General features: G+C 65.8%; 20 protein-coding genes. 11 read left to right on the top strand and 9 right to left on the bottom strand.

What is annotated here, in order from left to right; genetic code table 11:
* Nucleotides 1-43: 43 nt before the first annotated feature.
* Entirely contained in the window at nt 44-619 is a 576-nt protein-coding gene (locus IVB46_RS09260) for a glycosyl transferase (protein ID WP_247342546.1), read from the bottom strand.
* A gap of 335 nt (nt 620-954) precedes the next feature.
* Between IVB46_RS09260 and IVB46_RS09265 the strand changes: the two genes are divergently transcribed.
* A complete protein-coding gene (locus IVB46_RS09265) occupies nt 955-1,794 on the top strand; it encodes an RMD1 family protein (protein WP_247314300.1) in 840 nt (279 codons plus the stop codon).
* A 176-nt stretch (nt 1,795-1,970) separates the two neighbouring features.
* Nucleotides 1,971-2,354: a hypothetical protein gene (locus IVB46_RS09270; protein ID WP_071916148.1), complete on the top strand. Its 384-nt coding sequence runs from the start codon at nt 1,971-1,973 to the stop codon at nt 2,352-2,354.
* Nucleotides 2,355-2,547: 193 nt separating this feature from the next.
* Here IVB46_RS09270 and IVB46_RS09275 read toward each other — a convergent pair whose 3' ends face one another.
* Together IVB46_RS09275 and IVB46_RS09280 are read right to left on the bottom strand one after the other, a co-directional pair.
* The gene (locus tag IVB46_RS09275; RefSeq protein ID WP_247314298.1) at nt 2,548-3,729 is read right to left on the bottom strand and encodes an acetate/propionate family kinase; all 1,182 of its coding nucleotides are present in this window, start codon (nt 3,727-3,729) and stop codon (nt 2,548-2,550) included.
* Nucleotides 3,730-3,733: 4 nt separating this feature from the next.
* The gene (locus IVB46_RS09280; protein WP_247342549.1) at nt 3,734-6,121 is read right to left on the bottom strand and encodes a phosphoketolase family protein; all 2,388 of its coding nucleotides are present in this window, start codon (nt 6,119-6,121) and stop codon (nt 3,734-3,736) included.
* 210 nt (nt 6,122-6,331) lie between these two features.
* Between IVB46_RS09280 and IVB46_RS09285 the strand changes: the two genes are divergently transcribed.
* From IVB46_RS09285 to IVB46_RS09300, 4 genes are all read left to right on the top strand, one after another.
* Nucleotides 6,332-7,495 (top strand): PA0069 family radical SAM protein, encoded by a 1,164-nt coding sequence (locus IVB46_RS09285; protein WP_247314293.1) that lies wholly within the window; start codon nt 6,332-6,334, stop codon nt 7,493-7,495.
* 23 nt (nt 7,496-7,518) lie between these two features.
* A complete protein-coding gene (locus IVB46_RS09290; RefSeq protein WP_247314290.1) occupies nt 7,519-7,974 on the top strand; it encodes a VOC family protein in 456 nt (151 codons plus the stop codon).
* Between the two features lie 76 nt (nt 7,975-8,050).
* Nucleotides 8,051-8,821 carry a ribonuclease HII gene (locus IVB46_RS09295; RefSeq protein ID WP_247314288.1) on the top strand — a complete coding sequence of 257 codons (771 nt, stop codon included), beginning with the start codon at nt 8,051-8,053 and terminating at the stop codon, nt 8,819-8,821.
* Between the two features lie 99 nt (nt 8,822-8,920).
* Nucleotides 8,921-10,429 carry a glycosyltransferase family 39 protein gene (locus IVB46_RS09300; RefSeq protein WP_247314286.1) on the top strand — a complete coding sequence of 503 codons (1,509 nt, stop codon included), beginning with the start codon at nt 8,921-8,923 and terminating at the stop codon, nt 10,427-10,429.
* Nucleotides 10,430-10,573: 144 nt separating this feature from the next.
* Here the strand turns inward: IVB46_RS09300 and IVB46_RS09305 are convergent, their stop codons facing one another.
* On the bottom strand, nt 10,574-11,380 hold the full coding sequence (locus tag IVB46_RS09305; protein ID WP_247314283.1) for a uracil-DNA glycosylase: 807 nt from the start codon (nt 11,378-11,380) through the stop codon (nt 10,574-10,576).
* Nucleotides 11,381-11,519: 139 nt separating this feature from the next.
* Here IVB46_RS09305 and IVB46_RS09310 point away from each other — a divergent pair, with 139 nt between their 5' ends.
* The 3 genes from IVB46_RS09310 to IVB46_RS09320 all read left to right on the top strand — a co-directional run bounded on the left by IVB46_RS09310 (nt 11,520) and on the right by IVB46_RS09320 (nt 16,200).
* The gene (locus IVB46_RS09310) at nt 11,520-13,181 is read left to right on the top strand and encodes an electron transfer flavoprotein-ubiquinone oxidoreductase (RefSeq protein WP_247314282.1); all 1,662 of its coding nucleotides are present in this window, start codon (nt 11,520-11,522) and stop codon (nt 13,179-13,181) included.
* Nucleotides 13,182-13,496: 315 nt separating this feature from the next.
* Nucleotides 13,497-15,290: a tetratricopeptide repeat protein gene (locus IVB46_RS09315; RefSeq protein ID WP_247314279.1), complete on the top strand. Its 1,794-nt coding sequence runs from the start codon at nt 13,497-13,499 to the stop codon at nt 15,288-15,290.
* A gap of 25 nt (nt 15,291-15,315) precedes the next feature.
* Nucleotides 15,316-16,200: a 4-(cytidine 5'-diphospho)-2-C-methyl-D-erythritol kinase gene (locus IVB46_RS09320; RefSeq protein ID WP_247314277.1), complete on the top strand. Its 885-nt coding sequence runs from the start codon at nt 15,316-15,318 to the stop codon at nt 16,198-16,200.
* A gap of 108 nt (nt 16,201-16,308) precedes the next feature.
* Here the strand turns inward: IVB46_RS09320 and IVB46_RS09325 are convergent, their stop codons facing one another.
* A complete protein-coding gene (locus IVB46_RS09325; protein ID WP_247314275.1) occupies nt 16,309-17,244 on the bottom strand; it encodes an AEC family transporter in 936 nt (311 codons plus the stop codon).
* Nucleotides 17,245-17,343: 99 nt separating this feature from the next.
* On the opposite strand from IVB46_RS09325, the gene IVB46_RS09330 reads away from it, so the two are divergent.
* Nucleotides 17,344-18,237, top strand: a complete 894-nt coding sequence (locus tag IVB46_RS09330) for a LysR substrate-binding domain-containing protein (protein WP_247314273.1) — start codon at nt 17,344-17,346, stop codon at nt 18,235-18,237.
* Here the strand turns inward: IVB46_RS09330 and IVB46_RS09335 are convergent.
* Entirely contained in the window at nt 18,234-19,100 is an 867-nt protein-coding gene (locus tag IVB46_RS09335) for an alpha/beta hydrolase (RefSeq protein WP_247314271.1), read from the bottom strand. The two genes, IVB46_RS09330 and IVB46_RS09335, sit on opposite strands and share 4 nt — an antisense overlap.
* Before the next feature lie 483 nt (nt 19,101-19,583).
* On the opposite strand from IVB46_RS09335, the gene IVB46_RS09340 reads away from it, so the two are divergent.
* Nucleotides 19,584-19,847, top strand: a complete 264-nt coding sequence (locus IVB46_RS09340) for a hypothetical protein (RefSeq protein WP_247314269.1) — start codon at nt 19,584-19,586, stop codon at nt 19,845-19,847.
* A 64-nt stretch (nt 19,848-19,911) separates the two neighbouring features.
* Here IVB46_RS09340 and IVB46_RS09345 read toward each other — a convergent pair whose 3' ends face one another.
* Genes IVB46_RS09345 through IVB46_RS09355 form a run of 3 tightly spaced genes read right to left on the bottom strand, consistent with a single transcriptional unit; the run spans nt 19,912 to nt 22,368 of the window.
* On the bottom strand, nt 19,912-20,544 hold the full coding sequence (locus IVB46_RS09345) for a LysE family translocator (RefSeq protein WP_247314267.1): 633 nt from the start codon (nt 20,542-20,544) through the stop codon (nt 19,912-19,914).
* 44 nt (nt 20,545-20,588) lie between these two features.
* Nucleotides 20,589-21,851, bottom strand: a complete 1,263-nt coding sequence (fabF, locus tag IVB46_RS09350; RefSeq protein WP_247314266.1) for a beta-ketoacyl-ACP synthase II — start codon at nt 21,849-21,851, stop codon at nt 20,589-20,591.
* Nucleotide 21,852: 1 nt separating this feature from the next.
* Nucleotides 21,853-22,368, bottom strand: a complete 516-nt coding sequence (locus tag IVB46_RS09355; protein ID WP_247314264.1) for a helix-turn-helix domain-containing protein — start codon at nt 22,366-22,368, stop codon at nt 21,853-21,855.
* Nucleotides 22,369-22,595: the final 227 nt, after the last annotated feature.

Raw genomic sequence — 22,595 nt, forward strand, 5'->3', positions numbered from 1 at the left:
GTCAAACAATTATTTGACATTGGCAAGTATAAGATCGGTGACCTTAGCCGACCATGACGATCCGGCTGCGCAGCATGGTCCGGGACGAGCGCCCGAGCCGCCGGAGCAGCCGCGCCTCGGAACGGCGGGCCTGGGGCGGGTAGCCGCCGATCCGGTCGTAATGATCGCGCGCGATCAAAAGTCCCTGATCGCCGAGGGGGCCAATCAGTTTGCGCACCACGGCCCAGAGGACGTCGCGAAACCCGGTATCGGCATAAGGCGAGCGCGCGTAGCGGAACACCGCCGCGCGATCCCGGCCGCTGGTCGCGACGGCCTGGATGAACTGGGTGGTCTCCTCGATCCAGCCGGTTTCCAGCACCGCGCCGGCCGGGAGGAACATCAGCCAGGGCGAACGGGCCTGGAGCGCACCGGCGGCAAGCGCCGCGCCCTGCGAAGAACCCTCGAAGCCGATGAAACGGCAGCCTGCAACGTCCGCCACGCGCTCGATGACGCCGTTGCGGGTGCCGTCGACCAGCAGCACTTCGCGGATGACGCCCGCGGCGGCACCGGGCACCAGCGCGGCCAGAGTTGCGACCGCCGTCTGCTCGACGCCTTCGGTCGGTATGATGACGCTCAGCATGATTGAGGCTTCGATGTCTGCACTTCGGGAGAAGCGTAGCTTGTTATGAATGTGTCATAAACACGCGGCATCGCCGAGTGCAACTTTTCGCCGGTGTTCCGGCATGCGATGGTAAATCGCCGCCGGTCCATCGCATCCGAATATGTCGTGCGCGGGGTGGCCCTGTTGCCGAATGTTTCCGCGAACGTCGTTTCCGTGAGCTTCAAACGGGGGCTTTCTCTGCCGATATGATCGGGGCGAGGACGGCACGTTCCGCAAGGCTGCACCGGCAGTCTGACACAAACCTTGCGACGGGAAAAACGTGCAACGCTCGCCGCGCAAAGTGAGATAGTCCAGTGAACGTCGATCAACTTCCCGTTGGCACCACGCCAACATCGCCGAAGCCGGAGGCCGCGCCGACCCTGCGGATCCGCGCCGTGATGCTGGGCGAACGCATCAATCCGTCCGGGCTCGAGCTTGGCGCACCTGTCTCCTCGACGCCTGCTGCCTTCCGCGTCCATGCCGGGCTCGTCGTGATCTTCCGCTACGGCGTCGTGGTGCTGATCGGCCTCCTCCCTTCGGAGGAGAAGGTGCTGATCGACAGCCTGAAACCGCGGGTGACCGGCGAACTCAGCCCTTTTGAAGAGGAGATCGCACAGGCGCAGCTCTGCAAGGATGAGAACGCCGAGGCGATCCAGCCCGGCGGGCCGATCTGCCTCGCCAAATTCTCCGACGATCGGCTGCTGATCGTTGCGGACGCGCTCGCCAAGAGCACCTCGCTCGCCCGCGACGAGCGCCGCGTCGCCGCGGTTTTCGACGTGATCGAGCCCTTCGCGCGGGGGCTCGCCGAGCAGGGCCGCACGCCGCCCCGGCGCAAGGGCATATTGCAACTGATCGGCAATGCGCTTCTGGTCCAGCAGCGCGTCGCCGGCCGTGTCGCGGTGGCCGAGAAACCGGACGTGCTCTGGGAGAAGCCCGAGCTCGACCGCCTCTATGCCCGTCTCGAAGACGAGTACGAATTGAAGGAGCGCCTCGACACGCTCGAGCGCAAGCTCACCGCGGTGTCGGAAACCGCCAACGCGCTGACCGACATCATCGACACCCAGCGCTCGCTGCGTCTGGAAATCGCAGTCGTGGTGCTGATCGTGATCGAGGTCGTGATCGGGTGCATCCAGATCCTGTCGGGCACGCATTAGATCGGCCTGAGATCGGCCTGCACGCCACTGTGCGGGCGGGGAACCGTCGTTCATGTAGATGAACGTTGATCCAAATCAAAGGCACGAAGCTCCAGCGCACGAGACTTCGATCGGACCCGCGGTCAACGCGATGTGCAGCTGTCCGCGGCTTCCTCCCTCGAAGAAGGAGTACGCTGATGTTGCGTCAAGCTCTCATCGCTTCGGCAGCCGCAGCTATGCTGCTTGTCGCCTTCACTCCCGATGACGCATCTGCCCGCGGCGGTCGCGGCGGCGCCATGCGCGCAGGAGGTTTCCACGGCGGTGCCGTGCGGGCAGGAGGCTACCGCGGGGGCGCGGTCGCGGCGCGTGGATATCGGGGCGGTGCTGTCGCCGTGCGCGGCGGGCGTTACGGCTATCGGGGCGCTTATGCAGGGTATCGCGGATATCGTTACGGCGTCGGTGCGGCGGCAGTGGGGGCCGCGGCGATCGGCGCAGCTGCGACGGGGGCCTACTACCGCAGCGGCTGCGGCTATGACGCTTACGGAAACTATGTTTGCCCGGGCGGGTACTCTCCGTACTGAGCGGAGCGACGTAGTTGGCCCATGGTGCTCGAAGCGCTGGCGAAATCGTTTGCTTTGCGCACCATGGTCCTTTCGACAGTGGCGCCGCAGCGCTGCGACAAGTCATGGCCGACAAGTCATGGCCCGACAAGTCATGGCCCGCTGAAATTCTCCCACGGGGGAGAAGGGACAGATGCAGCGGTCGACCGGGCTTTCATTTCGCTCGCAGCACAGCCGCGCAATGCCGAGCGATCGTCAGCTCCTCATTCGTCGGAATGACGAACACAGTGACGGTGCTGCCACTGCTGCTGATCCGCTCGCGTGCCGCGTCATTCGCACCCGCGTCAATATGCACGCCGAGCCACCCAAGCCGCTCACCAATCGCGGCGCGGATTTCCTTCGCATGCTCGCCGATGCCGCCGGTGAAGACCAGACAGTCCAGTCCGCCCAGTGTGGTCGCCATCACCGCGACCTGCTGCGCCGCACGGAAGACGAACAGGTCGACCGCTTCCCGCGCCGCAGCCTCGCCGCTTGCCAGAAGCGTGCGCATGTCGGCAGAGATGCCGGAGACGCCGAGCAGGCCTGACTGGTGATAGAGCAGGTGCTGGACATCCTCGACCGGCATCCTCTCGTGCTGTTGCAGATAGAGCAGCACGCCGGGATCGATCGTGCCGCTCCGGGTGCCCATCACGAGGCCATCGAGCGGCGTCAGCCCCATCGTGGTGTCGACGCTGCGGCCATCGCGCAAGGCGCACAGGCTGGCGCCATTGCCGAGATGCGCGATGACGGTGCGCTTGGCAACGAACTGCGGCGCGATTTTCGCGAGGCGCCCCGCGACATATTCGAACGAGAGGCCGTGAAAGCCGTAGCGCCGGATACCGCGCTCTTCATAGCGCCGCGGGATGGCGAAGCGGCTCGCGGGTGGCGCCATGCTGTGATGAAAGGCGGTGTCGAAACATGCGATCTGTGCCAGGTCGGGCTTTATTGCCCTGATGGTGCGGACTGGTTCAAGGCACCGCGGCTGGTGCAGCGGCGCCAGTGGCGTCAGTGCGTCCAGCTTCGCATAGACCTCATCCGTCAGCGTAACCGGGCCCGAATAATCCGGCCCGCCGTGAACGATGCGGTGACCGACGGCGCGCAGGCGGTGGTCGGCAAAACGCTCCTCGATGAAGCCGAGCACGTCGGCGAACAGATGGCCGCTGTCCGCGTCTGACGCTTCTCGCCGCGTCTCGAACAAATCTTCGCCCGCCGGGCTCTTCACCACGAGCCGCGGCTTCGCCTCTTGCTCATCGAGCAGGCCCTTGCAGAGCAGGGCAGGCTCGGTCGCCGCGATGTCGAACAGGCCGAACTTGATGCTCGACGAGCCCGAGTTGAGGACGAGGACCGACGCCGTCATAACGTCAACCCGCTTTGCCCGGCCAGACCCAGTCGCGAATTTCAGGCATGTCCTCGCCGTGTTCGCGCACATAGTGCGAATGTTCGATCAGTCTGTCGCGGAACTGCTGTTGCACCTGCGCGGCCTTGGTCGCCAGACCCGGCACGCGCGCGATCGCCTCGATCGCGAGGTGATAGCGGTCGAGCCCGTTGAGCACGACCATGTCGAACGGCGTCGTCGTGGTGCCTTCCTCGGCAAAGCCGCGCACATGCATTCCGGCATGGTTGGTGCGGTTATAGGTGAGACGGTGGATGAGATAGGGATAGCCGTGATAGGCGAAGATCACCGGCTTGTCTGGTGTGAACAGGCTGTCGAAGTCACGGTCGGCTAGGCCGTGCGGGTGCTGGTCTTTCGGCTGCAGCGTCATGAGGTCGACGACGTTGACGACGCGGATCTTCAGGTCGGGCAGCGCCTTGCGCAGCAGATCGACGGCGGCGAGCGTCTCCAGTGTCGGCACGTCGCCGGCGCAGGCCATCACGACGTCGGGCTCGCCATCCGCATCTTCCGTGCCGGCCCAGGTCCAGATGCCGATGCCGGCATCACAATGCGTGGCGGCCTCCTGCATCGACAGCCATTGCGGCGCCGGCTGCTTGCCGGCGACGATCACATTGATGCGGTCATAGGTGCGCAGGCAGTGATCGGCGATCCACAACAGCGTGTTGGCGTCGGGCGGGAAGTAGATGCGGACGATGTCGGCCTTCTTGTTGGCGACGAGATCGACGAAGCCGGGATCCTGATGGCTGAAGCCGTTATGGTCCTGCCGCCAGACATGCGAGGTCAGGAGATAGTTGAGCGAGGCGATCGGTCGCCGCCAGGGCAGATGCCGCGTCACCTTCAGCCATTTGGCATGCTGGTTGAACATGGAATCGACGATGTGGATGAAGGCCTCGTAGCAGGAGAACAAGCCGTGCCGTCCGGTGAGCAGATAGCCCTCGAGCCAGCCCTGGCAGAGATGCTCGCTCAAAACCTCCATCACCCGGCCGTCCTGTGCGAGATGCACGTCGTAAGGCTCCGTCGGTTCCATCCAGACCCGTTCGGTCGCCTCGAACACGGCGTCGAGCCGGTTTGACGCGGTCTCGTCCGGGCCCATGATGCGGAAGTTGCGCGTCTCGGCGTTGAGGCGGATGACGTCGCGCAAAAATTTGCCGAGTTCACGCGTCGCTTCGCCCGTCACCCCGCCCGGCTGCGGCACGTCCAACGCAAAACTGCGGAAGTCCGGTAGCTTCAGCTCCTTCTTCAGCAGGCCGCCATTGGCGTGCGGATTGGCGCCCATGCGCCTGTTACCTTCGGGCGCCAGCGCCTGAAGCTCGGGAACAAGCGCGCCGCTGCCGTCGAACAGCTTTTCGGGCTCGTAGCTGCGCATCCAGTCTTCGAGGATTTTCAGATGCGCCGGGTTCTCGCGACAGCTCGCAACGGGAACCTGATGCGCGCGCCAAAAGCCCTCGACCTTCTTGCCGTCGACCTCCTTCGGGCCGGTCCAGCCCTTCGGGCTGCGCAGCACGATCATCGGCCAGCGCGGCCGCTCGACGCTGTTACGGCCGTCGCGGGCATGCTGCTGGATCGAGCGGATGCTCGCGAGCGCGACGTCGAGCGCGTCCGCCATGGCCTGGTGCATCAATTTGGGATCGTCGCCCTCGACGACCAGCGGCTCGTGGCCGAACCCGCGGAACAGGTCGCGGATCTCCGCGTCGCGCATCCGTCCGAGCACGGTCGGGTTGGCGATCTTGTAGCCGTTGAGGTGCAGGATCGGCAGCACAGCGCCGTCATGGGCGGGATTGAGGAACTTGTTCGAGTGCCAGGACGCCGCGAGCGGGCCGGTTTCGGCCTCGCCATCAACGACGACGCAGGCGACGATCAGGTCGGGATTGTCGAATGCGGCGCCATAGGCGTGCACCAGCGCGTAGCCGAGCTCGCCGCCTTCGTGGATCGAGCCCGGCGTTTCCGGCGCCGCGTGGCTCGGAATGCCGCCGGGGAAGGAGAACTGCCTGAACAGCTTACGCAATCCGTCCGTATCGCGCGCGATGTCGGGATAGATCTCGCTGTAGCTGCCTTCGAGATAGGTGTTGGCCACCATGCCCGGGCCGCCATGGCCGGGACCGCAGATATAGAGCACGCTGACATCGAGCGCGCGGATGACGCGGTTGAGATGGGCGTAAATGAAGTTCAAACCGGGCGTCGTGCCCCAATGGCCGAGCAAGCGCGGCTTGATGTGCTCCGGCCGCAACGGCTCGCGCAGCAGCGGATTGTCGAGCAGATAGATTTGCCCGACGGAGAGGTAGTTCGCGGCGCGCCAATAGCGATCGAGCAGATCGAGGTCGCTGCTCCCTGAGGCCGATTGTCGTTGTTTTGTCATGTTCCTGCTGACTTTCACCCAGCGATCGTCACCAACTTTGTTCCGGTGCGATTGATCCCTGTCCGGCATCGAACAGGATCGCCGCGACGGGTGTGTTGCGTGAGGTCAAGGGACCGCGCCCGAAATTTGGGCGGCTACTGTGCATGGGGTTGTTTTTCAGTTTTTTGTTTGTGTTCTTGATTTGTTCCTTTGGCGTGCTATCTTGGCTTCATGAGTCCAGCATCCTCTCATGCTCTCAAGCACCCGCCGGTCACGGCGCCCTCCGAGCCGGCGGGTGCGGACTCTGATTTTCCCGAACTGGCGGTCGCCATCGACAAACAGCGCAGGCGAGGGCGGGGCGCCCAGTCCAATGCCAGCGGCCGCTTCGAGGCCGAGGCCCGCGTCGCCTTCGACGATGGCTGGCAGAGCCTGGAAGAGCTGCCGCCGTTCAAGACCACCGTCGGTGTCGATACCTCGCGCAAGGTGATCACCCGCAACGAATCCCCCGATATCGGCTTCGACCGCTCGATCAATCCCTATCGCGGCTGCGAGCACGGCTGTGTCTATTGCTTCGCGCGGCCGACGCATGCCTATCTCGGCCTGTCGCCGGGGCTCGACTTCGAGTCAAAGCTGTTTGCCAAGCCAGATGCGCCGGCGCTGCTCGAGAAGGAGCTGGCCGCGACCGGCTACGAGCCGCGGATGATCGCGATCGGGACCAACACCGATCCGTATCAGCCGATCGAGCGCGAGCGCAAAATCATGCGCGGCATTCTCGAAGTGCTGGAGCGCGCCGGCCATCCCGTCGGCATCGTCACCAAGTCGGCGCTGGTGGTGCGCGACATCGACATTCTCGCGCGGATGGCCAAGCGCAACCTCGCCAAGGTCGCGATCTCGGTCACCTCGCTCGATCCAAAGCTCGCGCGCACCATGGAGCCGCGCGCGGCGACGCCGCCGAAGCGGCTGGAGGCGCTGAAGCAGCTCTCGGAGGCCGGTATTCCGACCACCGTGATGGTCGCGCCCGTGATCCCCGCGCTGAACGATTCCGAGATCGAGCGCATCCTCGATGCCGCCGCCCATGCCGGCGTCAAGGAAGCCTCCTATGTGCTGCTGCGGCTGCCGCTGGAGGTTCGCGATCTCTTCCGCGAATGGCTGATGGCCAATTATCCAGACCGCTACCGCCACGTCTTCACCCTGATCCGCGACATGCGCGGCGGCCGCGACTACGACGCGAAATGGGGCGAGCGGATGAAGGGCACCGGACCGATGGCCTGGACCATCGGCCGCCGCTTCGAGATCGCCTGCGACAGGCTTGGGCTGAACAAGCGGCGCTCCAAGCTGACGACGGATCACTTTGCGAGGCCGAAGCGGAACGGCGATCAGCTCAGCCTGTTCTGATCGGGAAACGGAAGAGGCGTAGCATGAGTAACGAACTCCCGGTCCCGGTGCCGCGGCTCACCGTCATCACACTGGGTGTGAACGACATTCGTGCCAGCATCGCCTTCTATGACGCGCTCGGCTTCGCGCGTCGGCTGAAGGCGACCGGCGAGGCGGTTGCGTTCTACGATACCGGTGGTCCGGTACTGGCCCTGTTTCACTGGGACGAACTCGCGGCCGACGCCAAGTTACCGGACGATCCGAGGCCCGCGACCTTCCGCGGCATGACGCTCGCCTGGAACTGCGCCACGCGCGGCGAGGTCGATGCGGTTCTGGCCTTCGCTGTCGGCAAGGGCGCGGCGCTGCTGAAAGCGGCGCATGAGACCGACTACGGCGGTTATTCCGGCTATTTCGCCGACCCCGACGGCCATCCCTGGGAAGTCGTGGTCGCGCCCGGCATCGAGGTCGGTGAGGACCGGCGGGTGCATCTGGCCGAGTAGGCGGCTGGTCTGAATAACGGGAATTGTCCGGGGTTCCCGGTTGCGCCGGCCGGGCCGCTTGCGCACGATCCCGGCCATGATTCGGGACAAGTCGACCAGGAAGCCAGTCAAAGAGACGCCAAAGAAGGCCGCGCCCGCCAAGGCGACCTTCCGCCGTGAGCGCGCGCTGATCAAGCGCGGCATCTGGCCGGTTGCCGGCTGCGACGAGGCCGGCCGCGGGCCGCTCGCCGGACCCGTGGTCGCGGCTGCCGTGATTCTCGATCCCGACCGCATTCCGCGCGGCATCGACGATTCCAAGCGCCTGACCGCGGAGGAGCGGGAAAGGCTGTTCGACAAGATCTGCGCCACCGCGCAGGTGTCGGTCGCCGTCGCCTCGCGCTCCCGGATCGACCGCGATAACATCCTGCGTGCCTCGCTGTGGGCGCTGAAGCGCGCCGTGGTGGCGTTGCCCGACGCGCCGCGTCATGTGTTCGTCGATGGCCGCGATCGGCTGGACACCGCCTGCGACTGCGAGGCCGTGATCGGCGGCGACGGCATCGTCCTGTCGATCGCCGCAGCCTCGATCATCGCCAAGGTGACGCGCGACCGGCTGATGTGCGCGCTGGCGCAGGACTGCCCCGGCTATGGCTTCGAGCAGCACAAGGGCTATGCTGTTCCCGAGCACCTCGACGCGCTCGACCGCCTCGGTCCCACCGTCCACCACCGCAGCTTCTTCGCCCCCGTCGCCGCCGCCCGCGCCAAGCACATGCCTTGGACGGTCGAGCCGGTGCGGGACTTGTTTGCGGTGACCGAGATGGAAGTGCAGGTGGAAGCAAGCGTTGAAATTGATGCGTCAGCGGGCCTGTAGGGCAGACGGTCGTTGCCACAACGCGCAGCGCCCTTTATCAAAACAGATCTGAGCGAATAGGGCCGGCTGGACGGGTTGGCTGCATCTTTCGGACGTTGCATGCGGTTTACCTCCCTGGTCATCGAGCTCATTCGCGCCCGGCCGCGGCTGATCGTGTGGATCGCCGTGCTGCTCCAGGCCGCGATGTGGCTGTTCGTGGCGCTGGTGTTCTATCGCAGCCCGCCCGGCACGCTCGCGACCCTGCTCGCGTTCGGGCGCGAGTACCAGGTCGGTACCGATCTGGGCCCGCCCTTGCCGGTCTGGCTTGCCGACATCGCCTATCGCGCCGCCGGCGGCCACATGTTCGGCGTCTATGTCCTCGCCCAGCTCTGCGAGGTCGCGACCTTCATCGCGCTCTATCATCTCTCCCGCGCCGTGGTCGGCTCACAGCAGGCGGTGCTCGCTGTGCTGCTGACCATGACCGTGCTGGCCTTCTCCTCGCCGGCGCTCGACTTTGGCCCGCTGGTGCTGGCGCGGCCGCTCTGGGCGCTGCTGCTGCTGCATTCCTGGCAGATCATCGGCCAGCGCCGCGGCAATGCCTGGTTTGCCTGGTCGATCGAGGCGGGCCTGCTGCTATTGACCACGCCCGCGGCGATCTTCCTTCTCCTCCTGCTCGTCGTCTTCGCGATCTCGACCGCCGGCGGACGCCGGACGCTGCGCGCGCTCGATCCGCTGTTCGCGCTGATCGTCGTCGCCGTGCTGGCGCTGCCCTATGCGGTCTGGCTGATGCGCGCGGAGACGCTTGTCATGCCGACCCTGCCTGAGGTCGCCGCGCTGAACGCCCGCGCGCTGCACGCGGCCTGGCTGCTCGGCGGGCTCGTGCTCGGCGCGGCGGCGATCCCGGCGCTGACCTTTCTCAATAGCGGCCTGTTCGTCGCCAAGGGCGAGGAAGCGCCGATCATCTACCGGCCGCCGGTCGAGCCGCTCGCGCACAACTTCGTCTATTTCTTCGCGCTGGCGCCTGCGCTCGGCGCGGTCCTGATCTCCGGCGTGCTCGGGCTCGATGCCGTTGTCGGCGGCGCCGGTGTCGTGCTGGTGGTGTCGGGACTTGCTGTGGTGGTGGCGGCTGGCGACCTCATCGCGATGCGCCGCGCGCGGGTGCTGCGGACGGTGTGGGGTGCCGCCGTCCTGGCGCCCGCAGCCGGCGTCGTGCTCGCCGTGTTGTTTCTGCCCTTGACCGGCGCCAACGAGATTGCGACCTCGATGCCGGCGCGCGCGATCTCGGACTTCTTCGACGAGAGCTTTGCCCGCCGCACCAATCATCGCCTGCGCGCGGTCGCCGGCGAGACCCAGCTCGCGAGCCTGATCACGCTGCATTCCGGCCGGCCGCATCTCTTCATCGATGCCCAGCCCGCGCGCACGCCGTGGATCAATCAGGCCAAATTCAGCGAGACCGGCGGCGTCGTGGTCTGGCGCGCCTCCGACACCGCCGGCACGCCGCCACCCGAAATCCTCGCGCGCTTTCCCGGCATCGTTCCGGAAGTGCCGCGCGCCTTCGAATGGCTGGTGACCGGCCGCCAGCAGCTGCTGCGCATCGGCTGGGCCATCGTGCGGCCGAAGGGGATGTAAGTCGGGAATCGTAGGGTGGGCAAAGCGACTTGTCCGCCGTAGCTCGAAGAGCGAAGGCGGAAGCGTGCCCACCACGCATCCATGATCGCGGAGAGAGACGGTGGGCACGGCGCTTTGCGCCTTTGCCCACCCTACGACAGCTCGCTATCCCGCCATCACCTTCGCGATCGCGCGCAGATCCTGCCAGGCCAGCCGCTTGTACGATGGCGAGCGCAAGAGATAGGCCGGGTGAAACGTCGGCAGCGCGCGGATGGTGCGCCCACCCGTCTCATAATCGAACCAGCGGCCGCGGGTGCGCATGATGCCTTCGCGCGTCGACAGTAGCGTCTGCGTCGAGGGATTGCCGAGCGTCACCAGCACGTCGGGATTCACCAGCTCGATCTGGCGCTGGATGAACGGCAGGCAGATCTGCGTCTCCTGCGGCGTCGGCGTGCGGTTGCCGGGCGGCCGCCAGGGAATCACGTTGGCGATGTAGGCGGTGGTGCGGTTGAGCCCGATCGCGCCGATCATGAGGTCGAGCAGCTTGCCGCTGCGCCCGACGAAGGGCAGCCCCTCGATGTCCTCGTCGCGGCCCGGCGCCTCGCCGACGAACATGATGCGCGCCTGCGGATTGCCGTCGGCGAACACCAGCCGCGTCGCGGTATGCTTCAGCGCGCAGCCTTCAAAATTCTGCATCAGCTCGCGCAGTGCCTCGAGCGTCGGCGCGGTACGCGCGGCCTCGCGCGCGGAGGCGATCGCAATGTCCGGCGCAGGTGCGGCCTCGCCGCGCATCACCGCGGGCGCGGCAACAGGCCGTGGTGCCTCGACCGGAGGTGCGGCGCGTGGGGCCGGCGGCGGAGCATCCAATTCCGCCAGGCGGTCGACAGGTTCCTCCGCGAGCGCGCAATCGACCCCGGCCTCCAGATAGAAGGCGAGAAGCTCTCGGACGGTGGGTGCGGGTTCGGGGATCATTTGGAAAGTCAGACTTTTACTATATCAGTTTGGGGTGCCTTGCATCCCAGTGGAACGCATTTCCGTGGTTGTCCTACCCGGAAAAATCGGAAACAAGGGGGCGCAAATGACGAGGAACCGTCTCAAGGGCTGAGATCAGATGAGCACCGAAGAACTTCCCCCGCGCGAATCCATGGAATTCGACGTCGTCATCGTCGGCGCCGGCCCGTCTGGCCTGGCGGCCGCGATCCGGCTGAAGCAGCTCAATGCCGATCTCAACGTCGTCGTGGTGGAGAAGGGCTCCGAGGTCGGTGCGCACATTCTCTCCGGCGCCGTGATCGATCCGGCCGGGCTCGACAAGCTGATCCCGGACTGGCGCGAGGATTCCGACTGCCCGCTGAAGACGCAGGTGAAGGACGACCGCTTCTACTGGATGACGGGAGGCGGCGCGATCAAGCTGCCGAACTTCATCATGCCGCCGCTGATGGACAATCATCACTGCTATATCGGCTCGCTCGGCAATGTCTGCCGCTGGCTGGCGCGCAAGGCCGAGGCGCTCGGCGTCGAGATCTATCCGGGCTTTGCCGCAGCCGAAGTGCTCTATGACGAGCAGGGCGCGGTGAAGGGCATCGCCACAGGCGACATGGGCATCGGCAGGGACGGCAAGCCGAAGGACTCCTTTACCCGTGGCATGGAATTGCTCGGCAAGTACACCCTGTTCGCCGAAGGCGCGCGCGGCAGCCTGACCAAGCAGCTGATCGCGAAGTTCGCGCTGGACTCCAAGAGCGAGCCGGCGAAGTTCGGCATCGGCCTCAAGGAAGTCTGGCAGATCGATCCCGCCAAGCACCAGAAGGGCATGATCCAGCATTCCTTCGGCTGGCCGCTCGACCTGAAGACCGGCGGCGGCTCGTTCCTCTATCATTACGACGACAATCTCGTCGCCGTCGGCTTCGTCGTGCATCTCAACTACGACGATCCGTATCTGTCGCCGTTCGACGAGTTCCAGCGCTTCAAGACCCATCCCTCGATCCGCGGTACTTTCGAAGGCGCCAAGCGGCTCGCCTATGGTGCGCGCGCCATCACCGAAGGCGGCTATCAGTCGGTGCCGAAGCTGAGCTTCCCCGGCGGCGCGCTGGTCGGCTGTGCGGCCGGCTTCGTCAACGTGCCTCGCATCAAGGGCGTGCACAATGCGATGGGCACCGGCATGCTCGCCGCAGAGCATGTCGCGGCGGCCCTTGCTGCCGATCGCGCCAATGACGAGATCGTCGCGTACGAGAACGCCTGGCGGTCCTCGTCGGTCGGCAAGGATCTGTTCCTGGTCCGCAACGTCAAGCCGCTATGGTCGAAGTTCGGCACCGTGCTCGGCGTCGCGCTCGGTGGCTTCGACATGTGGTGCAACACGCTGTTCGGTGGCTCGCTGTTCGGCACGCAGTCGCATGCGAAGCCCGATCGCGCCACCCTCGATCCGGCGAAGAGCCACGCGCCGAAGAACTACCCGAAGCCGGACGGCAAGATCTCGTTCGACAAGCTCTCGTCGGTGTTCCTGTCCAACACCAATCATGAGGAGGACCAGCCGGTCCATCTCAAGGTCACCGACATGAACCTGCAGAAGACCTCGGAGCACGACGTCTTCGCCGGTCCCTCGAATCGCTATTGCCCGGCCGGGGTCTATGAGTGGGTCGAGGAAGGCGCGAGCCCGCGCTTCCAGATCAATGCCCAGAACTGCGTCCACTGCAAAACCTGCGACGTGAAGGACCCCAACGGCAACATCACCTGGGTTCCCCCGGAGGGCGGCGGCGGTCCGAACTACGAGGCGATGTAAGCCGGGATCATTGGACCAAAGCGATCGGGCCGGGGCCAATGTGACGTGCCCCCGGCATTGTGACGCACGTTCGCGTGAGAACCGGCCCGGGGTAGCGGTCTGCGGCCACGATAAGGCCATACTGGCAGCGTCTTGGGGCGTAGTCGGCCGATTTGGGGCGTGCGGAGGGGATCGCATGCCCGAATCCTTGCGGTGAAGCGCCAAAAGCGGCATTGTCGGCCCGACGGTTCCGGGTCCCCATGCCACCGGCCGCGTTCGCATGCGATACGGCCTACTGCTGCAAACCCAGGCACTACAACTCAAGGCGAGCCCCTGATGTTCTCAAATCGTTTCAACCGCTGGACTGTTGCCGCCATCGCCCTCATGGGCACCGCGATTGCGACGGTCCCCGGCGCGGTCCTGGCGCAGACGCCGGACCATCCGTCCGACACGGCGGCGCAATTCCCGACCCGGAACGATCTGAAGTCGCTGACCACCTCCGGCAGCTATCTCGCCGCCCGCCACGCCAGCGTCGAGCGCGACGCGGCCTCGGCCGCCGCATTCTACCGCTCGGCGCTCCGCACCGATCCCAAGAACAATGAGCTGCTCGATCGCGCCTTCATCTCGTCGGTTGCCGACGGTGACATCGACGAGGCGGTCAAGCTCGCCGAGCGCGTCCTGACCATCGACAAGACCAACCGCGTCGCGCGCCTCGTCGTCGGGGTGCACGATCTCAAGATGAAGAAATACGCCACCGCGCAAACCAACATCAACCAGTCGATCCGCGGTCCGATCACCGATCTCGTCGCCACGCTGCTGTCGGGCTGGGCCGCCTATGGCGCGGGCGATGCCAAGGGCGGCGTCGCCACCATCGACAAGCTCGCCGGTCCGGAATGGTATCCGCTGTTCAAGGACCTCCATGCCGGCATGATCCTCGAGCTCTCCGGCAAGGAGAAGGACGCCGGCATCCGTTTCGAGCGCGCCTACAAGCTCGACGATTCCATGCTGCGCGTCACCGAGGCCTATGCGCGCTGGCTGTCGCGCAACAAGGATTCCGCGGCCGCGACCACCGTCTACCTGGCTTTCGACAAGAAGCTCGCCCGCCATCCGCTGATCGTGGAAGGCCTGCGCGACACCAAGGCCGGCAAGAAGATGCCGCCGCTGGCCGACTCCGCCCAAGCCGGTGCCGCCGAAGCACTCTACGGCATCGGCGCCACGCTGACCCGCCGCGGCGGCGAGGATCTGGCGCTGGTCTATCTCCAGCTCGCGCTCTATCTCCAGCCGACCCATCCGTTGGCGCTGCTCTCGCTCGCCGACCTCTATGAATCGGTGAAGCGGCCGCAGATGGCGATCAAGGTTTATGAGCGGGTGCCCGCGACCTCGCCGTTGAAGCGCAACGCGCAGATCCAGCTCGCGATCGACCTGGATTCCGCCGACCGCACCGACGAGGCGATCAAGATCCTCAAGGGCGTCACATCGGACGATTCCAAGGATCTCGAAGCCATCATGGCGCTCGGCAACATCGAGCGCGGTCGCAAGAAGTTCGGCGATTGCGGCGCGACCTATTCGCGGGGCATCGACGTGCTGCCGGCCGGCAACGACAAGGCCAACAGCGTCTGGTATTATTATCGCGGCATTTGCGAGGAGCGCTCCAAGGAGTGGAGCAAGGCCGAAGCCGACATGAAGAAGGCGCTCGAGCTCCAGCCCGACCAGCCGCATGTCCTCAACTATCTCGGCTATTCCTGGATCGACCAGGGCGTGAATCTCGACGAAGGCATGAAGATGATCAAGCGTGCCGTCGAGCAGCGTCCCGACGACGGCTACATCGTCGACTCCCTCGGCTGGGCCTATTACCGCATCGGCAATTACGAAGAGGCGGTGAAGAACCTCGAGCGCGCGATCGACCTCAAGCCCGAGGATCCCACCATCAACGATCACCTCGGCGATGCCTATTGGCGCGTCGGCCGTACGCTGGAAGCAAAATTCCAGTGGGCCCATGCCCGCGATCTCAAGCCCGAGCCGGAGGAGCTTCCGAAGATCGAGGCCAAGATCGCCAACGGTATGACCGACGATTCGAACTCTTCGGCCGCGCAGGCGGACAAGAAGAAGGACGACGGCAAGGGCGGCTAAGAGTGCGTTTGGGGGCTGATCGCCAATGTCGGCGTTGATTGAAGAAGGGCGCGCGAAGGTCAATCTGAGCCTTCGCGTCGTCGGCCGTCGTGCCGACGGCTATCATGATCTCGAAAGCGTGGTCGCGTTTGCCGACTGCGCGGACCAGCTGACGCTGGAGCCGGGCGGCGAGCTGAAGCTCGACACCACCGGGCCGCTGGCCGCGGCCTGCGGCGATACCGCGGACAATCTCGTGGTCAAGGCGGCCAGGCTCCTGGGCGAGGCCGTGCCGAACCTGAAGCTCGGGGCCTTCGCGCTCGACAAGGTGCTTCCCGTCGCGGCCGGCATCGGCGGCGGCTCGGCCGATGCCGCGGCGGCGCTGCGGCTGCTCGCCCGTCTCAACAATCTGTCGCTCGATGATCCGCGCTTGCAGAAAGTCGCGCTCGCGACCGGCGCCGATGTGCCGGTGTGCCTGGTCTCGCGCGCCTGCGACATGACCGGCGTCGGCGAGCAGCTGCTGCCGCTGGCGCTGCCGAGCATGCCCTGCGTGATGGTCAATCCGCGCGTGCCGGTCGCAACCAAGGACGTGTTCCAGGCGCTGGGCCTGCGCAACGGCGAATTGCTGGTGGGCGCCACCTCCGTCCTCGACGCGCCGGCCTGGCCGGACGAGGGCGCCTCCATTGCCGATTGGGTCGACGTTCTCGAAACCGTGGCCAACGATCTCGAAGCCCCTGCGCTGCGCATCGAGCCTGTGATCGGCGAGGTGCTGGAAGCCTTGCGTGACTCCGCCGGCGTCAAGCTTGCCCGCATGTCGGGCTCCGGCGCGACGTGCTTTGCGATCTACGGCGCAGCGAACGAGGCGCATGCCGCCGCGGAAAAGATCCGGCGCGACCACCCCGGCTGGTGGGTGCATGCGGGGACGTTGAGTTAGGTCTCCCCTGGGTCGAGGCTGTCGTAGCCCGGATGGAGCGAAGCGCAATCCGGGATTCTTCCGCCGCGGCGTCCCGGATTGCACTTCGCTCCATCCGGGCTACGATCGCTACCTTGCCAGCGCCAGATAGCCGCTGATGGTCACGATCGACGTGATCGTCGATGCCAGAATGACATTGGACGTCATCGCCGCCTCGCGCTTGTAAAACTCCGCCAGCATGAACGGGCCCGTACCGGTCGGGAGCGCGGCCAGCAGCACGGCTGCATGCGTGAGCAGCGGGGAGAGGCCGAACACGGCGGTCGCCATCACCCAGGTGATAGCCGGCTGAAGCACGAGCTTGAAGCTCACGAGCAGCGCCGCCGATCCGACGTTCGTTTCCGAACTCTCGCGCCTGGTCGCAAGGAACAACCCGAGTGCAACAAGGGCACAGGGTGAGGCCGCGCCCCCCAGGAGTTTCAGGAAGCTTTCGGCGGCATCGGGCACGCTGAGACCGGTGACCGGAACGATCGCAGCCACGGCGGGAGCGACGAGCAGCGGATTGCGCATCAGGGAGCCGCCAACCTTGGTGACGAGGTGCCTGCGCCGCTTCTCGGTCTGCAGCCCGGTCTCGATCAGCACGATCGCGATCGCAAAGAGCACGCAGACCGTGATGATCGTGGCAATCAGCGTCGGCGCCAGCGCCTCGCGGCCGAGCGCCGCGAGCGCAAGCGGGAAACCGACGAAACCGGTGTTGGCGTAGCCGGCATTGAGCGCGTCGATGGCAGCGTCGGCGAGATGGCGCGGGCGGCGCAGCCGAACGGCGATGGTCAGGCAGAACACCAGCGCCGCGCCGATGCCGAAGGCGGCGATGAAGCGCGGTTGCCAGACCTCGGCCCATTGCGCGTGGGCGACGATGTCGAACAGCAGAGCGGGAAGGGCGAGATAGACGACGAAGCGGTTCAGCTCGCCGGTGGCATGCGGGCCGAGGACGCCGATCCGCCGGGCCAGCCAGCCGGCGAAGATGAGCGCGAAAATGGGGAGGACGGCCGCGAGGGTGGAGAGCATCGGGAAACCAGGCATTGGAGGGACGAATTAGCCCTATCCAATCCAATCGATGTCATCCAATACTGATTGCTGCACTGCTTCATACCTTTTCGGTATAAAATGATCGACATCAGACAGATGCGCTACTTCGTGGCCGTCGCCGAGACGTTGCATTTCGGCCGTGCTGCCGAGCGCCTCCACATCAGCCAGCCGCCGCTCAGCCGGCAGATCGCGGCCCTGGAGAAGGAACTCGGGGTTCGCCTGTTCGACCGCCAGTCGCGGCGTGCGACGCTGACGCCAGCGGGCCGGCGCTTCCTGGAGGACGCGCGGGTGGTGCTGATCGGTTTCGATCAGGCCTGCCAGAACGCGCGCATGGCCGAGCGGGGCGAAATCGGCGAACTCTCGGTCGGCTTCATGATGCACGCGGCCTACACGGTTCTGCCGGGTCTGACGCGGCGCTACATGGCGAGCCATCCCGGCGTGCGCGTCGAGCTGCGCGAGGTGATCCCGGGAATCCTCGGCGACGCGGTGCTGACCGGGCGCTTCGATGCCGCGATCCTGTTCGATCCCGGTCCCGTGCGCGGTCTTGCGACGCAAGTCATCTTTCGTGAGCCGCTCAGCCTTGCGGTGCACGTCAGTCATCCGCTCGCCGCGCAGAAGACGGTATCTGCGGGGCAGCTCAATGGTGAAGCCTTCATCGCCGCGCCGGCCGAAGTCGCGCCGAGGCTGCGCCAGTCGATCGCCGGCTATTGTCGTTCGGGCGGGTTCGAGCCGACGTTCAGGCTCGAAGTCGAACTGCAGCAGACCATCGTCAGCCTCGTGGCGGAGAATCTCGGCATTGCGCTGATACCGCGGTCGATGGCGAAGCTCGGAATTGCAAACCTGGCCTTCCGCGATCTCGAAGATGCGCCGATCATCGAGCACGTCGTCGCATGGCGGCCGGGCAATCTCAATCCGGCGCTGGCGCCATTTCTGGCGGAAGCGCACAGCGATGTCGCGGCTGGTCTGGATTAGCCCTCGGCCAGCCCGAGAAACCGCAGGATCTCACCCAGCACCTCTTGCGGCTTGTCATGCTGCAGCCAGTGCCCCGCGCCGGCGATGGTCTCGACACGCGCCTGCGGGAAATAGCGCTCCAGGCCTGCAGCCCTGGCGCCCGCGAGAAAACTTTCTCCGGCATTCAGCAGCAGCGTCGGACTGGTGATGCGCGACCACAGCGCGACGTGATCGTCCGGCCAGAGCCGGTGCGGCGCAGAGGCGCGCTGGTAGGGATCGAACTTCCAGCTATAGGTGCCGTCCTCATTCCGCCGCGAGCCGTGCGTTGCAAGATGCAGCGCGAGGTCGCGGGCGAGGCGCTTGTTGTGAAGCACCATCTGCGCGGCCGCGTCTTCGAGGGTCGAATAGCGGCGCGGCGTGCGGTCGTGCAGCCTGTCGAGCTGGCTGACCCATTTGCTGATGCGCTCATGCGTCGGCGCTTTGGGGGTGTCCGGCAACATGGTGACGCCGTCGAGGACGACGAGCTTCGTGACCAGCTCGGGGAACGACCCCGAAAAGATCAGGCTCACCATGCCGCCCATGGAATGGCCGATCAGAGTCACTTGAGGCGCTGCGATGCTGCGAATGAGCTGCGCGAGGTCGTAGACATACTCGGTCAGCGCGTAGCTGCCGCCCTTGGTCCAGTCGGAATCGCCATGACCGCGCAGATCGGGCGCGAGTACGTGAAAGTGCGGCTGAAGCGAGCGGGCGATGGCGTCCCAGCTCCGGCAATGATCGCGGCCGCCATGGACCAGGATGGCGACGGGCGCGCCGTCATTGCCCCAATCGGCATAGTGCAGCCGCAGGCCGTGTGACTCGTAAGTGCGACTTTGCGGGGCAAGCATCGGGCGCCGATCCTTCGAAATGCCGGACGAGATAACAGCACGACTGGAGTAGCCTGCTGCCGGCCATTCCACAAGCAAGCCGCAGGTCACGGGCGCTTCGGCGGCGAGCTCCTGCCGGCTAGGCGGCGCATGGCGCGTCGGCGCTGCCGGGTCTTGCGCATCTTCGCGTCGTGACAGCGACGCGCGGTGCGCGACAACGACCTTGTCAGGAGGCGATAACGCGACCAGGACATCATCCTCATCGAACTCTCCATCGCAACAGCCATGGGTGAGCCGCAAGCGATGGGTCGTTCGAATTCCACGCGTTACGTCTTGGTCATTACGGGTCGGAAAGTCTTTCGGGCCGATGGCGACAATGTCGCGCGCACGCCGTCATCAGTTGCGGATCGCCTCATCGAAATCGTTCATCGGTATTAAACCTGCGTAAGGCGCCGAACGCAGGACGCACTCGTCGCCTCCAACGGATGTTAGGAGGTGAACATCATGAAACTTGTATCTGCGTTTGTCGGCCTTGCCGCGCTTGGCGGGGTCACGCTGTCGAGCGGGGCTGCGTCAGCAGCACCGATCGAGGTGCCGACCGGCTATGTCTGCAATGAATGGGGTAATTGCTGGCAACGGCACTACCATGGAGGCTACTACCGTCCGCACTACTGGGGTGGTTACGGCTGGCACCATCATTGGGGTGACGGCTGGCGCTGGCATCATTGGGCTCGCTGGCACCGCTGGCATCATTGGCACCACTGGTGAAATCTGAGAAAGGGGCTTCGGCCCCTTTCTTTTTTCGGTGGATGCCCGTCGGGAATGACGCGAGCTAGCTCTGCGCCGGCCGCCGCGCCAGCGCCAGCGAGAGGCCAAGGCCCGCGATGAAGACACCGGAGCCCTGCGTGAGACGCCGCATCAGATGCGGCCTGCCAATCAGCTGCGTGCGCGTTGCAGTTGCCATCAGCACGACGACGACATCGGCGAGCGTGTTCAGGATCACCGAGATCGCGCCGAGCACGATGAATTGCAGCGTGGGGCTCGATCCCGCGGGATCGAGGAACTGCGGAATGAAGGCGAGGAAGAATGCGGCGGTCTTCGGGTTCAGCGCCTCGACCAGCACGCCGTCGCGGAATGCGCGCCTGTCGCCGACGGGCTCGCTCTCCAGCGAGAGCGCGCGACCGGCGTTGCGGAAGGTCTTGATGCCGAGCCAGATCAGGTAGAGCGCGCCGATGAATTTTACGGCGGCAAACAGCTCCGCACTGGCAAGGATGATCGCGGAGATGCCGAGGCTGCCTGCGACGACATGAACCAGCCCGCCCAGCGCCGTGCCCGCGGTTGATGCAAAGCCGCTGGCGCGCCCTTCGGACAAGGTCCGTGCCGCGACGTAGAAGATGCCGGGGCCGGGAACGGCGGCAATGAGACACGCTGCGGCCAGGAACAGCCAGAAATTCGTTTCGATCATCCCGTTTTGGTAACGTAGCGTGCTGCGATTGCAAGGCCTCTCGTTCAGCCCATCCGGCGGAAGATCACGCTGGCATTCACCCCGCCGAAGCCAAATCCGTTGGAGATGGCGTTGAGCATCGGCATCGGCCGCGCGCTGCCTGCGACGATGTCGATGCCATCAGCGCCGGGATCTGCGTTTTCGAAATTGCGCGTCGGCGGCGCGACCTGGTCGCGCAAGGCGAGGACGGTGAAGATCGCCTCGAGGCCGCCGGCGGCGCCGAGCAGATGGCCGGTGGCCGATTTGGTCGCGCTGACCGCGATGCCGCGGTTGCGGCCAAACAGCGCGGCGATCGCACCGAGCTCGCTTTCGTCGCCGGCCGGCGTCGACGTCGCATGTGCGTTCAAATGCTGCAAATCCGCGGGCGCAAGCTTCGCCTGGCGCAGCGCGATCTCCATCGCACGGCGGGCGCCGTCGCCGTCGGGCGGCCCCGACGTCATGTGATAAGCGTCCGCCGTCGTGCCGTAGCCCACGATTTCCGCAATCGGGGAGGCGCCGCGCGCTAGCGCATGCTCCAGCTCCTCGATCACCAGGATGCCCGCGCCTTCGCCCATGACAAAGCCGTCGCGGTCGCGATCGAACGGGCGCGAGGCGCGCGCGGGCTCGTCGTTGAATCCGCTCGACAGCGCGCGGGCTGCGGCAAAGCCGCCAATGCTGACGATATCGATGCAGGCTTCCGCGCCGCCGCAGATCGCGACATCGGCTTCGCCTGCGCGGATCATGCGCGCGGCATCGCCGATTGCCTGGACGCCGGCGGCACAGGCCGTGACCGGTGTGCCCAGCGCGCCCTTGTAGCCGTATTTGATCGAGACGTGGCCGGCGGCGAGATTGGCGAGAAATGAGGGAATGGTGAAGGGCGAGAGCCGGCGCGCGCCGCGCTGCTCGGTGATGCGCACCGCCTCCGCCATTGCCGGGAAGCCGCCGACGCCGGAAGCGATGATCGTCGCGGTGCGTTCCTGTGCGCTCGCGTCCTGCGGCGCCCATTTGGCCTGCGCGACCGCCTCTGCGGTCGCGAGCAGGGCGAACAGGATGAAGCGGTCCATCTTGCGCTGGTCTTTTGGCGCGGCGGCTTGCGCGGGGTCGAAGCCGCCTTCGGCATCGTCGGCCTTGTCGGGCACGAGACCGGCAATGCGGGCAGGGAGTGCCTGCGACCATTCGGGCAGAGGACGCAGTCCGCTCTGGCCGGCGAGCAGCCGGCGCCAGGAGAGTTCAACACCACAGCCGAGCGGCGACACCGCCCCCATTCCCGTCACGACGATACGACGCATGTCAGTCTCCAGCCGGCGCAACGGCCGGGTTCATGGCTTTGAGCGAGCCGAGCCGCTTGCGCATCCCGCGGCTGGCGCGGGGACCCGGGACGACGACCGCATTGGCGAGGGTGATCGGACGCATGTCGGCGGCATCGACCACGATCGGATCGAACGGGCGAGCGTCGCTCCGATTCGCCAGCACGATGGATTCGCCCTTGGGCGCGAGATGCCTGTTGCCCCAGGCCAGCAGTGCCACGACCACAGGGAAGAAATCCCGCGCCTTCTCCGTCAGCACATATTCGTACCGCGGCGGCCGTTCATGATAGCGGCGGCGGACGAACATGCCGCTCTCGGTGAGATGGGCAAGGCGCCGCGACAGGATGTTCGGCGCGATGCCGAGGCTTTGCGAAAATTCGTCGAACTTCGTCGCGCCCTGGAACGCATCCCGCAGGATCAAGATGCTCCACCATTCACCGACCGTCTCAACAGCGCGGCCGACCGGGCATTCCAGGATTGAGGGGGATTTGGGCTGCATGGCGGGAACGTAGGAGAGTGGCTTGCAAAATGCAAGTCACTGGGCAGGCGGCGGCAGGTAGAGTGAGCGGTGAGGATGCGGAGGTGGGGCTGGCGGTGAGGTGCGCGGCGGGCGAGCGGTAAGTATGTGAAAGCAGGTCTGGTGGTGGGATTAAGGTAGCCGCCGGATAGCCGCTATCGTGCCCCGGACGCAGCGCAGCGCCTCTTGGCGGTGCGCTGCAGAGCCGG

The organism is Bradyrhizobium sp. 61, from assembly GCF_023073075.1.
Classification (GTDB): domain Bacteria; phylum Pseudomonadota; class Alphaproteobacteria; order Rhizobiales; family Xanthobacteraceae; genus Bradyrhizobium; species Bradyrhizobium barranii.